At 37.7% G+C, this 14,574-nt stretch carries 12 protein-coding genes; 2 read left to right on the forward strand and 10 right to left on the reverse strand.

What is annotated here, in order from left to right:
* Positions 1-45 precede the first annotated feature (45 nt).
* The 7 genes from RHP64_RS07610 to RHP64_RS07640 form a co-directional block, all read right to left on the reverse strand.
* Positions 46-1,275 carry a restriction endonuclease subunit S gene (locus RHP64_RS07610; RefSeq protein WP_462785006.1) on the reverse strand — a complete coding sequence of 410 codons (1,230 nt, stop codon included), beginning with the start codon at positions 1,273-1,275 and terminating at the stop codon, positions 46-48.
* Complete coding sequence (locus tag RHP64_RS07615) at positions 1,268-2,824, reverse strand: type I restriction-modification system subunit M (RefSeq protein WP_462785007.1); 1,557 nt, start codon at positions 2,822-2,824, stop codon at positions 1,268-1,270. Before RHP64_RS07615 ends, RHP64_RS07610 begins: the two co-directional genes overlap by 8 nt.
* Before the next feature lie 11 nt (positions 2,825-2,835).
* Positions 2,836-5,697, reverse strand: a complete 2,862-nt coding sequence (locus tag RHP64_RS07620; protein ID WP_025268334.1) for a type I restriction endonuclease subunit R — start codon at positions 5,695-5,697, stop codon at positions 2,836-2,838.
* 183 nt (positions 5,698-5,880) lie between these two features.
* Complete coding sequence (gene tig / locus RHP64_RS07625) at positions 5,881-7,176, reverse strand: trigger factor (protein ID WP_025268335.1); 1,296 nt, start codon at positions 7,174-7,176, stop codon at positions 5,881-5,883.
* Between the two features lie 165 nt (positions 7,177-7,341).
* A complete protein-coding gene (locus RHP64_RS07630) occupies positions 7,342-8,076 on the reverse strand; it encodes a cyclase family protein (RefSeq protein WP_071952290.1) in 735 nt (244 codons plus the stop codon).
* Positions 8,077-8,486: 410 nt separating this feature from the next.
* Positions 8,487-9,902, reverse strand: a complete 1,416-nt coding sequence (pepV, locus tag RHP64_RS07635) for a dipeptidase PepV (RefSeq protein ID WP_462785008.1) — start codon at positions 9,900-9,902, stop codon at positions 8,487-8,489.
* A gap of 127 nt (positions 9,903-10,029) precedes the next feature.
* Positions 10,030-11,235 carry a DUF2075 domain-containing protein gene (locus RHP64_RS07640; RefSeq protein WP_014324999.1) on the reverse strand — a complete coding sequence of 402 codons (1,206 nt, stop codon included), beginning with the start codon at positions 11,233-11,235 and terminating at the stop codon, positions 10,030-10,032.
* A gap of 116 nt (positions 11,236-11,351) precedes the next feature.
* On the opposite strand from RHP64_RS07640, the gene RHP64_RS07645 reads away from it, so the two are divergent.
* Together RHP64_RS07645 and RHP64_RS07650 are read left to right on the forward strand one after the other, a co-directional pair.
* Positions 11,352-12,173 carry an NAD(P)H-hydrate dehydratase gene (locus RHP64_RS07645; protein ID WP_014325000.1) on the forward strand — a complete coding sequence of 274 codons (822 nt, stop codon included), beginning with the start codon at positions 11,352-11,354 and terminating at the stop codon, positions 12,171-12,173.
* A gap of 57 nt (positions 12,174-12,230) precedes the next feature.
* Positions 12,231-13,049: an exodeoxyribonuclease III gene (locus RHP64_RS07650; RefSeq protein WP_014325001.1), complete on the forward strand. Its 819-nt coding sequence runs from the start codon at positions 12,231-12,233 to the stop codon at positions 13,047-13,049.
* Positions 13,050-13,084: 35 nt separating this feature from the next.
* Here RHP64_RS07650 and RHP64_RS07655 read toward each other — a convergent pair whose 3' ends face one another.
* The 3 genes from RHP64_RS07655 to tsaE are packed head-to-tail and all read right to left on the reverse strand — an operon-like array spanning position 13,085 to position 14,555.
* Positions 13,085-13,618 carry a 3'-5' exonuclease gene (locus RHP64_RS07655; RefSeq protein WP_011680197.1) on the reverse strand — a complete coding sequence of 178 codons (534 nt, stop codon included), beginning with the start codon at positions 13,616-13,618 and terminating at the stop codon, positions 13,085-13,087.
* Positions 13,619-13,620: 2 nt separating this feature from the next.
* Positions 13,621-14,109 carry a GNAT family N-acetyltransferase gene (locus RHP64_RS07660; protein WP_025268337.1) on the reverse strand — a complete coding sequence of 163 codons (489 nt, stop codon included), beginning with the start codon at positions 14,107-14,109 and terminating at the stop codon, positions 13,621-13,623.
* The gene (tsaE, locus tag RHP64_RS07665) at positions 14,106-14,555 is read right to left on the reverse strand and encodes a tRNA (adenosine(37)-N6)-threonylcarbamoyltransferase complex ATPase subunit type 1 TsaE (protein ID WP_011680199.1); all 450 of its coding nucleotides are present in this window, start codon (positions 14,553-14,555) and stop codon (positions 14,106-14,108) included. Before tsaE ends, RHP64_RS07660 begins: the two co-directional genes overlap by 4 nt.
* Positions 14,556-14,574: the final 19 nt, after the last annotated feature.

Below are 14,574 nucleotides of genomic sequence, written 5' to 3' on the forward strand. Positions count from 1 at the left end.
GTAAGATAGACACCGTTTTATAATTTGCTGGTTATTTGCTGGAATTTAAATAAACATTTTTTGAAGAAAAGCCTGTTTTTGTTTTTTGAGGAGGTTGAGCTTTTGTTGGTGAAGGGCGATGAGGTTGTCGAGTTGTTTGAACAACGTACCAATCTTTTGTTGTTCTTTTTTTTGTGGAATTTTAGTTGTGATTTTCTTGAAATCTGTTTTATTAATTTTAGACTGAACACCCGGTGTAGCTTTCTTATTTATCTTCGATTGCATGGTTTCGCCAATCATCATTTGATAAAGAAAAAGATTATTACTTGTTGAAGATTTAATCAGAACAGCATTAGGCGCTAGAGTCATGGGTTTATCTAAATCTGGTACTAAAAAGAATTTACCTACACTACCAACATTAGACATTATAATATCATTCGAATACAACTTTGATTTAGATAAAAACAAATACCCTGCTTGATCAGTGTAAAGCCAAGGCCCTTTCCAATCATTTGACGCATCTTGAAGTCTGATCATATATGCATAATTTTCTGTGGTATATGATTTAACATTATTTCTCAGGGATTCAAAGCTTCCGTTTGCGACATAATCTGTGACGGTATCAAAAAATTCTCCCAACTCACACTCTTTCCAGGCATCACTAAAGCCAGCAAAACGCAGTTCCTGACTGAAAATCTTTTGCAAATACGCCTGTTTTAATTGCTTTAGAAGGTCAATCTTACGCTCGTTTTGAGTGATTAGATTGTCGAGTTGTTTGAAAAACGAACCTATTTTTTGTTGTTCGGTATTACCAGGAATCAGTATGTCCTGATTTCTAATTAATTCAGAGTTCAAATTTACTTGACTACCAGGTTGTCCATATTTTTTCCACTGGGGTCTAAACATTTCAAGCCACTGGAACATAAATTCTCTTTCAAATAAAGGATCTAAAAATATCAAAAATCCATCGTGTACGCCTGTTTTAATGTAATTTACTAATGGTTTACCAACTGTGGCAGCGATGCTTAATAGTAGATGTGGCTCTGTCAAAACTCGTGTTTTTTCTTGGCCTAATTTAGATATGTGCTGATCAAGATGATAAATTCTACCATTTTGCTCTGTTACATCTGAGATTCTTAACCAACCAATGTTGCTCTCTTTGTCAAACCATTTTGGGTCTTGAATTGGTCTTGGGCTTGCTCCACGAACAATATTTGCTAAATCTCCCAACTTACGCTGTTCCCAAGCATCATAAAAACCCCTAAACCTCAACGCAGGCATAGTTTTATCAGTCATTTTTAGTCTCCACTAATTCAGCTACCATTGCGTCAAATTCGGCTTGCGCTTTGGCGATTTCAATATCAACAGCCTTTAATTCTGCTTCAACTTGTGCCAAATCAATAGGTTCTTCTTCTTCAAATGTGTCGACATAACGTGGAATATTCAGATTAAAATCATTTTCAACAATTTCATCAAAACTTGCAACGTGTGCATATTTATCCACACTTTCACGTTTTGCATAGGTCTCAATAATTTTGTCAACATGAGCATCGGTCAGCGTATTTTGATTTTTACTCTTATCAAAATCATTTGAAGCGTCAATAAAGAAGACATCTTTCGTCGAACGATTTTTCTTAAATACTAAAACAGTCGTTGGAATACTTGTACCGTAAAACAAATTAGCTGGCAGGCCAATCACAGCATCCAAAACATTCATATTTTCAATCATATAACGGCGAATAATGCCCTCTCCCGCACCACGAAAAAGTACGCCATGAGGCAAGACCACAGCCATTGTCCCATCTTCAGCAAGATGATATAACATGTGTTCCACAAAAGCAAAATCGGCTTTTGATTTTGGTGCTGTCTTACCGTATGCTCGGAATCGTTCATCGTCCAACTTACCATCTGGATTCCAGTTAGCAGAGTATGGTGGGTTAGCAACCACGGCAGAAAACTTCTGATCACCAAAATGATCATTTTCCAAAGTATCCCCTTGTTGCACATTAAAGTTGGTATAGTTCACACCATGCATCAGGAGGTTCATTCGACCCAAGTTATAAGTTGTACCGTTAAGTTCCTGCCCAAAATAATTGTATACTTTGGCTTCATCTCCGACACGCAGCAATAATGACCCAGATCCCATCGTCGGATCATACACACTTTTTAACGTCTCACGACCCAAAGTCACTGCTTTAGCCAATATTTTAGAAACTTGCTGTGGTGTGTAAAACTCGCCCGCCTTTTTACCAGCATTGGCAGCAAATTGACCGATCAGATACTCATAGGCGTCTCCTAAAATATCAATTTCAATTTCATCATGTTTAATTTCTAAATCGTGTAAATTTAAGATCACCGCAGCTATCATTTTAGAACGTTCTGCTGGCGTGCTACCCAATCTTGAAGATGACAAGTCTAGGTCTTCAAATAACCCGCGAAAATCATCTTCCGAGCGCTGCCCAATGGTCGAGTTTTCCACAGCAATCACTGCATTCTGTAAATCTTCAATATCAAATTTACCTTGGCTAATTTCTTTGACCAAAGTTGAAAACAAATATTTAGGCTCAATAAAGAAGCCTAAATCGTTTAAAGCCTCCTCCTGGATTCCCTCACGATAATCATCTAATTCATAGGCTTGAATAAAGTCGACATCTTCAGCCTCTAATAAATTGTTATTAACATAATCTTCGATTTTATCTGATAAAAACCGATAAAAAATTAAGCTTAAAATATAGTTACGGAATTCATTAGCGTCCATATTGCCACGTAAGTCATTAGCAATTTTCCAGAAGCGCTTTTGTAATTCAGCTTGTTGCGATTGCTGCGTTTGATTGGTATTTGACATGTCTGTTCTCTCTAATTCATCACAAACTTTTTGGCAGTTTCAATGATGAAGTTTTTAATAGATTGTTTTGCTGTTCTTTTTTCTTTGAATGTCATGCCCGTGGTCAGTTCACTAAGTGCTTTAGAATTTTCATGTTGACTCACTTCATATTCAGCGACTTGTTCTGCTAACTGGGATGGCTCTAAACGATGTTCTTCTGCAAAATGATAAATTTCAGCTTGACGCTTATACGCCAAGAAATGGTTAAGTTCGCCTGTAATGTCCGCATCATCATTCAACTCCGGAATAACGGAATCCAAGAACTGTTCTAACAATTCACGCTTAGAAAACAGCGTAGGTTCGGTATTGTTAGTAAGGGCTTTTTTTACTTTTTCTACACCCTCAGTCCGTGCATTAGGTGACGATAAGTCGATTTGTGAAATAAGGCGATTGATATAATCAACATCAATTGCATCAACCATCAGGAGCTCGGGGTAAAAATCTACATCATCGATGATTGATGCTTTTTCTTTTTGTCGTGCCTTGTGCCGTTCATAGAATGTTGCATACTTGCCTTTGAAATCATCAAATATTTGTTGCGTCCAGTCGAGCTCTGTTTCAATTTCCGCCCAATCAAATTCTTCGTAAACGCTGATACGACTTTGAAGTGACATGACATTTCTGAATAGTTTGATAAATTCAAGTTCCGCTGTTTCACCCTCATCTAATAACCGATTTGTGTCTTCAGGTGTAGCTACCTTGTCCCTCAAGGCGCTTATTGCTTGTTGAAAATCTAGTTTTAAGTTTTCATAACTCGGTGCGAAAAACGCTGCCTTGTCCCCTTGCGAGAAAAGCTGGACCGCTTCATCTGTTTTACTTTTGATATTACGGTATGCCACAATATTGCCGTAATCTTTTGGCGCTTTTTGAACACGATTGGTTCGTGAAAAAGCTTGAATGAGTCCGTGGTATTGCAAGTTTTTATCAACATATAACGTATTCAGTGTCGGTGCATCAAAACCTGTCAAGAACATGTTGACAACTATCAAAACATCAATATTATTTTCAGGTGATTTGGCGTCATGATTCTTCATACGTTTAGATACGTCGTTGAAGAAATCGGAAAATGTATCTGTACTGAAGTTTTGGTGATATTTGTCGTTATAATCATCAATGACTTTTTCCAAGCCATGACGGGAAGTTAATGTGTCGTCCTTTTGGTGCTCGTCATTATCTTCTTCATTAGCGGCCCATGTGAAAATCGTCGTTACTTTCAAATCATTGTTTATTTCTTTAAAAATATCGTAATACTTTAAAGCTGTTCGCGTATCTGAAACAGCAAAAATAGCGTTATATTGGCGATTATACGTTTTGCTACTATGATTGAGGATAATATGTTGTGCAATTTGATTTAGGCGTTTTTCATTCTCATACACTTCTTTAATATTGAGCGCTTCAACTTCTCCGTTTAAATTTTCAATATCTTCTTTGCTATGAATAGTATTGATGTAGGTGACATTGAACGGTAATACATTATGGTCGCGTACAGCGTCTTTTATCAAATAAGTATGCAAACGGGTATCATAAATATCGTCAGTTGTACGCCCATCTGCCCCTATGTTTTCTTTAAATATAGGCGTTCCAGTGAAACCAAAATGTTGTGCATTTTTAAACCAGCTATTGACCTGTTTACGCATTTCACCGAATTGGGTTCGGTGTGCCTCATCTTCAATAAAAATCACACGCTGTTCTTTGTATGGCTCTAAAACTGACCGATGACGCGGATTTTTTACAGCATTGGCAAGCTTTTGAATAGTAGTCACAATCAACGTGTCTGTCGAATTTTTAAGTTGTTCAACTAAAACGGACGTATTATCTGTACGATCAATTGACGATTGTCCATCCGCACGCCTTGGTAGATAGGCATTAAAATTATTAATTGTCTGCGAATCCAAATCACGTCTATCAACAAGAAAAATAATTTTCTGTGCGTCTGTATGAAGTGCCAACTGAGATGCGGCTTTAAAAGCTGTGATTGTCTTGCCAGAACCGGTTGTATGCCAAACATACCCGTTTGTAGCGGGATGTATTTCAGCCTGACTCATGATGGATTTTTGCGCATACACCTGATATGGGCGCATAATTTTCATTACTTTTTGGTCCGCATCAAAAATTGTGTATTTTGAAATCATTTCATGGATATTCAGAGGAGAAAGAAAACTGGCAGTAAAAGGTTCAATTTCATCAATCCACCTGTTATTTTCATCAGACCAATTGAAAATAAAATTTTTATTTAACTCACCATCATTATTAGAAAAATAACGTGATGACATGCCATTGCTGATCACAAAAATCTGTAAATATCGAAATAAACTACCACCAACATTAAATGACTCACGACGATACCGCAATATTTGTTGAAACGCTTGTGACATTTCAATACTGTGACGTTTCAACTCAATTTGAACAAGTGGTAAACCATTAATTAGCAATGTGACATCATAACGATTTTCATATTTGTCATTCACAACAACTTGATGAGCAACTTCATAAACATTATTTTCCGCGTCACGAGGATCGAAAAACGACAACGTTATGTCTGATCCATCGTCACGCTGTATTTGTGCTCTTCCACCTTGAAATTGATCATCGCCACGTAAATAGCGTCCCAACTGATAGATTGATTTAGATCCCACAATTTCATTTAAAAATCGTTGAAATTCTTGATCAGTCAGTGGTGTACCATCTAGTTTGTCAATATTCCGTCGATTTAAAAGCACACGAAAATGATTAACAATCAAACTATAATGATTTAATTCTGGTCGAAACTGCCAACCAGATTTCCCGAGCTGTGCAATCAACTGATTCTCAAGCTTTGATTCTGTCTGTACCATTACTTTCTCCACACTGTTATGAATGACACTACCCTTTCATTATACCTTACGCTCAGGTTCAGCGTAAGGCATAAGATTCACCATTTTTGGTGTTATCAAAATATTATTTTTTTAATTACAGATAATAAGTGCACAAAAAAACACTTCAAACTGAAGTGTTTTTTAAATCAAACTAATTTGAACTTAAACTGCTTTAGCAGAATCAGTAACTTTCTTAATAGCTTCACGCATAGCAATGTCATGCTTCAACATTGATTCAGAGATAGCAGCACGCACCTTATCTTCTTCCATGTTGTATTGCGCAGCCAAGCTAGCAACTTCTTCAGAAACTTGTTCTGCTGAAGGATCGATCTTTTCAGCTGCAACGATTGCTTCTAATACCAAGCCAGTCTTTACACGTGTTTCAGCACCTTCTTCGAATTGCTTATGCAAATCATCTTCAGTTTGACCTGAAATTTGGAAGAACATTTCACGTGAAATACCTTGTTGTTGAAGTTGTCCCAAGTATTGGTCGATTTGACGATGTACATCTTCATCGATCATTTCTGCTGGAATTTCATCGCCATCAACTGAGGCATTATCAACTGCCTTAGAAATAACAGCGTCTTCAAACGCAGCTTTAGCAGCTTGTGCCTTCTCATCAGCTAACTTCTTAGATGTCTTTTCCTTCAATTCAGCTAATGTTTCAACTTCTTCATCAACATCCTTGGCAAATTCATCATCTAATTCAGGCAATTCCTTGCGCTTCAATTCGTGAATTGTTACTTCGAACAAAGCTTCCTTGCCTGCCAAATCAGCAGCTTGATAGTCTTCAGGGAATGTTACGTTAACATTGACATCTTCACCAGCTGTGTGACCAACTAATTGTTCTTCAAAGCCAGGAATAAATTGACCTGATCCCAAAGCTAGAGAGAAGTCCTTGCCTTGTCCGCCATCAAACTTAACGCCATCAACTGAACCGTCAAAATCAATCACAACAGTATCGCCGTTTTCAGCCTTAACTGATTCTTCTTGCAAAACTAATTCTGCTTGTCCATCTTGCAAACGCTTGATTTCAGCATCTACATCAGCATCAGCAACTTCTTCGTCTTGTGCTTCAACTTCAAGGTTCAAGTATTCACCCAACTTAATAGCAGGGGCAGTCTTGACAACAGCCTTTAAAGTCCAAGCTTCACCCTTATTCATTGAAACGGGTTCGATGTTTGGACGACCAACTGGTGTGATACCAGCTTCATCAATTGCGGCTTCATAGGCAGCAGGCAAAACAATGTCCATTGCTTGTTGGTACAAAGCTTCTTCACCAAACTTTTGGAAGAAGAGTTGCTTAGTTACCTTACCCTTACGGAATCCAGGAATACTAACTTCGTTCTTGTTACGTTGGAAAGCTTGTTCCAAACCTTCTTCAACTTGCGCACGCGCGATTTCAAATTCTAATGTGCCTTGGTTTTTTTCATCCGCAGCTGGTGTCCACTTAGACATGTTATTTCCTCCGAGTTTTCAATACTATATAATTTTAGACTAAATTCAAGAATATCACAACCATTTTATCTATTTTTATCGCTTCAAATAAAACAAATTGACATACTTTTTAGAAATAGCATTTTATGGCGTTTTCATTATTATAGCTGTGCACCCTACAACAAATTATGGTAAGTAGGCAATTACGCGAGTTGGAAAACCTGGCGCTTTCTCAAACTTGGGTGTCATAACAGAAATAATTGCTCCGGTAGCCGGAACTTCATCCAAATGTGTTAGCATTTCAACTTGATAATGTCCTGACCTCAAAACTAGTTCTTCAGCTATAAAACCTTTTGTTGGTTGATTTACAGCTGTATCCGTGTCATAAGTTTCGTGACCATTAGCTATTGCATGGCGCGTTTCATAAATATATTCAATGGCCTCAGCTGACCATCCAGGATAGTGCTTTTGACCATCACTATCTAAATTATCCATTAACTTTTGATTTGGCCAGCGTTTTGACCAATCAGTTCTAAAAGCAACAAAAGCACCTTCTGGTATTAAGCCGTTTTTATTTTCCCATTCTTTAATATCAGCAACTGTTAGTGAATAATCCGGATTTTTCTTGACAACGTCGGATTTATCAATAACAACTAATGGGGCTATTAAATCTTTCAACGGAATGTCAGTAACCCATTCGCCACTTTTAGCACCAAAATGAATTGGCGGGTCAATATGCGTGGCGTACTGACCCACGAAACTAAATTCTTTAACCAAAAAGCCATCCTTTTCGTTAGTAAAGATCGTTTTTGCAGAGGCCGCATTAAATTTTGGGAAATGCGGTGAGTTTGGTCCAAATTCATGAGACAAATCTACCCATTTACTTTTTTTTAATTCCATCAGAAAATTTTGGATTGACATAGAACTACTGTACTCCTTGGATTAATAATAAACACCATTCTAACATTAAGCTCATAAAAAAACATAATAATGCTAATACTATTATCATTATTATGTTTTTATTAATATTTACTTCATTCATCACCATACATCGATACTTGTTTAACTCAAAATAAGGCACATGATAATATACACTTATTATATCGAATATAAGAGGATGTTAATTTATTTAGCGATCATTTTTCACACGAACTGGCTGCGGTTGTCCGACACGTAAAACTTTTTTCAATGAAAAACCAATTAAACCTACAGCTACAATAATTAATAGTGTCATAGTCGTTTCTCCTTTGTTTGATTGTTTACTATTTTAGCGTTTCAACATTAAATTTAAATCAATTAAACAAAAATAAAAAACAGCCCTAAAGAGCTGTTTAGTCCAAATTAGTAATTTCGGCAATTGCTTGCGCGTATATCGAAATTGAACGATACAAATCATCAAGCAGAGCAAATTCATTAACTTGGTGCATTGTGTCTGGTGAGTCTGGGAATAATGCGCCATAAGCGACACCGCGTTTCATTAAGCGACCGTATGTTCCACCACCAATGACTTGATCGTGTGCTGGCAATCCTGTTTGATCATGATAAACACGAAGTAGTGTTTCCACAATTGGGTCACTAGGTGCAACATAATGAGGCACTTGAGCATGTCCACCGATAGTTGGTTTCACATCCCATCCATTCAATTGAGAAGCAAGACCCGCTTCAATTTCTTCCGGTGTGATTCCCTTTGGATAACGGAAATTAAAGTTGATAAAGACCTCACCACCATCAACAAATTTCTGGATACCGACATTCATAGACAAAGGTCCCATCACATCATCAGTATACTTAACACCGAATTTTTCGCCAACAGTATCATTGTGTGCTGGTGTGCCCAAATACGTTAAGAATGACTTAGCTGTACCACCAAAATCAAAGTCTTGAAGGAAGTTTGCTAAGTAAGTCCCAGCATTTTCTCCTGTTTCTGGCATTGCCCCATGAACTTGCTTACCGTTTAAGACAAATTTGATGATCTCACCATCAGTTTCAGTTGAACCAGATACCTTTGGATTTTCTACCAAAAACTCTTGGAATTCTGTCACAATTTTTTCTGAATGAGATGATTTTACCGTTGCACGAGCAATACCTGGGACCATGTTTGTCCGTAATCCAGACTCAAAATCAACAAGCTTAACAGTGCCACCATTAGTGGCTTCACCTTTAATGATTACTTGAACGTTACCCTTTTCACCATTAATGATTGGGTATTCAGCATCAGGTGAGAAGCCAAATACAGGCTCTGGCTCAACTTCAAAGTAACGAGTCATCCCCGTCCAATCATTTTCTTCATCAGTTCCAAAAATCAGACGAACCCGACGCTTCAATGGCACATTCAAATCAGACAAAATTTTGAAAGCATAGTAGGCTGACATTCCTGGCCCCTTATCGTCTGAAGCACCACGGGCGATAATCTTATCATCCGTTACAACAGGTTCAAATGGTTCGGTATCCCAACCCTCGCCTGCAGGCATCACATCAACATGAGACAAAATAGCGACATATTCATCAGCATCTTTGGGACCAATTTCAATATAGCCCACAATGTTATCAATATTTTTGGTAGTGAAACCATCTCGCTCAGCAGTAGCCAACATCTTAACTAAGGCAGCTGTTGGTCCAGGACCTAAAGGTGCATCAGGCGTTGCTTGTGAATCGTCACGAACAGATTCAACAGCCAATAAGGCTTTTAAATCTTCGATATAGGCTGCTTTACGTTTCTCTGTTTCTTGTTTCCAATCAACTGTCATATTTTTTTAACCTTTCTAGTAACTCATATGATAATTATACCCTGTTATGGCATTTTTTTCTAATATTCATGTCAGGAACAAGGATTAAATAATCAAAGTATCCATATACTATATAGCGCTATAACCACTATTTTTTAATAATCGTGGCTAGCTTTCTACGCAATGCATGGTCCGCAGCACAAATATATAACCCTTGTCGGCCACGCTTTAATAGCACATTTAGCGCGTTCAGCATAATAGCTTCTTTCTCTTGCTCACTAAATGAATGACCCTTTGTTTGTCGAAAAGCGGCGTTATCCTCATATTTTTCGGTATGAACCACGATTTTATTTTTATCTTCATCAAGTGTGATACTGGGTCCAATAATCACACCAGCATAGTTCAAATCAAAACCTTGAATTGTGTACACTGATCCTACTTCATTAATTGTGTCCGGTCTCAATGCCCATGGTGTTGTACCTGTGTCTAACTGATCCCAAGGTAATTTGAAATCATCAACCGTCACATACCAGGTACCGCGATTAACGGTATACGGATAATCCGTTGTTGCTAACAAACGTGACATTCCTACCTGCTTATTTTTTTGTTGAATCATTCTGTAGAGATCATTAGCATTGGAAAAAATCTGAAAATCAAATCCGTCAACGAGGCCTAATGTTGAAATTTCTTTATTTTGCGTTAGATTGTCAATCCATTGAACAACATGCTCGTTATTACCTAGCATACGATACTGATTACTTAATTGATAACGCGTTGGTGCGTACTGTGAAACGATTTGTTCCAACCTTTGATTAGTCCACATACTTTTGAATTTTAAGACTTGATGGCTATCAAAAACTAAAATGATAACTTGAGCACGTTTGACAATCTCGACCAGTTGGTTGGTTTGATTAAATTTATTGTAGCGATCAGGTTCAGTTAATAGTAAATGTGCTTCATCAATTAATACAACATCTGCATGACGCTGCTCTTTATCCATTTGATGAATAAAAGTTGTGGGTTTTAGGAACTGTTTCTTTTTTAATTCTTCAGTTTTCCCTGCTAAATTACGATATATTTTCCAAATTTCGGCGTGATTGACTAGTAAATAATTATTAGTTTGATAAAGTGCTGATGACTCATTATTTAAAACAGCATGTTGAAGTTGTTTAAATATTTCAAATAGTACAACACTTTTCCCAGAACCAGCGCCCCCTTCAATAATAAATACTTTCTTTTTTTCTTGCTTCAAACCCTGATTTGCAAAGTCAACCACATCTTGAATCAAATGCACTTGTTCAGTTGACAATTTTTCCTCATCAGAGAGAATAAAACTATTTTTTTCCATAAACATATTGTACACTATCTACATAATGAGTCACATAAAAAGTCACGCTAGATGAGCACTCCTATCACCTTCTTTGTGCATTAAACAAAACTATCGTGTAGAATAATGTTAAGGATTAAACTATGAAAACATTAACTGAAGATATTTTATACCGAGTTATTAAAAAAAGAGCCAAGGACTCACACAAAGGAACCTATGGCCGTGTTTTAATCATTGGCGGCACGGCACAATTTGGTGGTGCAGTGATTATGAATGCATTGGCTGCAGTTAATTCTGGTGCCGGACTAGTAACCGTAGCCACAGATCCATCAAACTTTACCGCTTTACATAGTCACCTACCAGAAGCAATGGTTGTTGATTTTAATGAGGATCTGACCGAGTATATTAAAAAATCAGACGTTGTTTTAATCGGATCAGGTTTAGGCGATCGTATTGATTTAGTACAACATACCTTCTATGCTATTTTGCCACGTCAAATACTCATCGTTGACGGTTCTGCCTTAACTCTAGTTGCTAAACATAAACTAAAGTGGCCAAAATCGCGACTCGTTTTAACACCACATCAGATGGAGTGGCAACGTCTAAGTGGTGTGACAATCAATGAACAAGCCTTTGAAGCGTTTAATATGCTAGCGCAACAAAGGATGAATGTTGAACCGATTTTAGTTTTAAAACAACATCATACTCAAATTTATACCAATGACTGCGCTTTTGAAATACCAGTTGGTGGACCTTATCAGGCCACAGGGGGCATGGGTGACACACTCGCCGGAATGATTGCTGGATTTACGGCACAGTTTATGTTGTCGTTTTCCGAAGCAATTTTAGCGGCGGTCTATGCTCATTCTGCTATTGCTGACGAACTAGCTGAAACCCGCTACATCACACTACCCACAGAAATCAGTGCCTCAATACCTGAATTTATGCATCGATATGCTCGCTAATACGTGAAAACAAACAGTATGTTAAAATATTTATATAACTCTCAGGGGGACGAAAATTTGAAATTTATCTCATGGAATATTGATTCCATCAATGCTGCAGTTGAACACAAAAGTGTCCGTGGTGAAATGACTTGGAGCACATTAAACGAAATTGCGACCATACGCCCTGACGTTTTTGCCATCCAAGAAACAAAATTGAAATCAACAGGCTTAACTAAAAAACAAGCGACAGCCATTGCAGAACTTTTTCCAGAGTATCATTTGTATGTAAATTCTAGTACTGCGCGCTCTGGCTACTCTGGCACGATGGTGCTTTCCAAAGTGGAACCTATTCAGGTGGAATATCCTACTATTGGTGCGCCAGGTCCCATGGATTTAGAGGGACGCATCATCACCTTAGAATTTCCAACTTTTTTCCTATCAACTGTTTATACACCTAATTCCGGAAGCTCGTTGATACGTCTACCTGAACGTGGTGAGTGGGATGATAAATATCGTGAATATATCAAGCGCCTAGACGCTACCAAACCAGTTATTTTTAGTGGTGATATGAACGTCGCGCACCAAGAAATTGATTTAAAAAACCCAAAACCAAATCGTCATTCTGCTGGATTTACTGACCAGGAACGGGAAAAGTTTTCAGCACTATTGGATGCTGGATTTACAGACACTTTTCGATCATTAAATCCAGACACACCAAGTGTTTATACTTGGTGGGCACAAATTAGTAAAACAAGTAAAATCAATAATTCCGGGTGGCGAATTGATTACTACTTGGTTAGTGATCGAATCGCTGAAAACGTCACAGAATCCTGTGTTATAGATACGGGTGCACGTCAGGATCACGCACCGATTCTTCTCGAAATTAATGTATAAATAAAAAGCCATGCATAAATTGCACGGCTTTTTATTTATTTATTTTTAACATATGGCTTAAGTACTTCTGCTCCAAAATGATTAGATTCATAAATTAAGATATTGGCTGCGGCTACTGCATCATCAAGCGCGTTATGGTGATGATCCAATGTAATCCCTAAATTACCAGCAACAGTGTTTAACTTATGATTTTCGAAATTTGGAAATAATTTACGACTGGTTTGAACCGTATCCAACAACAAATAATGCGGTTCATCAATATCGTAATACTGCAATGTTCCTTTCAAGATACTATTATCAAATGATGCGTTGTGGGCCACCACTAATTTATTTTCTGTGAAAAAAGGTGAAATTGTTTGCCAAACTTCGGGAAACTTTGGCGCGTCAGCTACATCTTGTCGATGGAGACCATGAATAGCTGTGTTGTACGAGCTAAACGTTGTTTCCGGCTTGATTAATGAATAAAATTTATCAACTACTTGATTATCACGCACAATTGCTAAGGCTATAGAAACTGCCGAATGCTTTTCGCGGTTTGCTGTTTCAAAATCCATTGCTACAAAATTCATAGTTATAACTCCAAGATCATTCTTTGTAACTCTGTATCACGACCATTTGGTAAGGTAAAGTGCTCTTTTTCATCAACACTTAAGAACCCGTATTTCTGATAAATATGCACGGCGATGTCATTATCAATTTGTACATCTAACCATACCTTTGATAACCCGTTAAGTTTAGCCCAGTCCAGAAGTGACCGCATTAAATCCTGACCAAGACCAGCACCGTGAAATTGTTTCAAAATAGCCACACCGATTTCTTCATTTTCGATAGATCCTATTCCTACCGGTAATGATTGTTCACCTTGTTCAGCAATCAACAACAAAGTAATCGCCGGCGCATCGTTTTTTACAGGTACTTCATCCCCATCACGCATACTTGCAATCAAAAAAGTATCTGTTTCCGTCATTAATTCTTGAATTAATTGTTGCCATTCAGCAGCTCTAGCTAAGCTGGCTTCTTCTAAGCTGAACGCAATCGGCTGGCTCATATCGAATGTCATAGTTTTTCCTCAATTTCAATAACTGAACCAACACCTGCGATACTTATTGTTCGTTCGTTATCATCCTCACCTCGAGTAAATGTGATGTCCAATCGATTATTTGGCAACAAATCATTCATATATTGCGGCCACTCAATAAGCGTTACACCATCCGTACCGATAAAATCCTCGAATCCTTGATTAGCAGCACCAGTCATTTCCAATCGATAAGCATCAAAATGATAAATGGGAAAATCACGCGCCATATAAGTATTCATAATATTAAATGTCGGGCTCTTAACCCTTGACTTCACACCTAAAGCGCGTGAAAATCCCTGGGTAAAGGTTGTTTTCCCCGCTCCTAAATCACCATTCAGCGTGATCACTAAACCAGGATAAACAAATGATGCTATTCTACTAGCTAAACTTTGTGTTTGCTCAAAATTGTTTGTTAAAAATTCTTTCATTGTTTTATTATAGCACGAG

Source organism: Leuconostoc sp. XM4 (assembly GCF_055698815.1).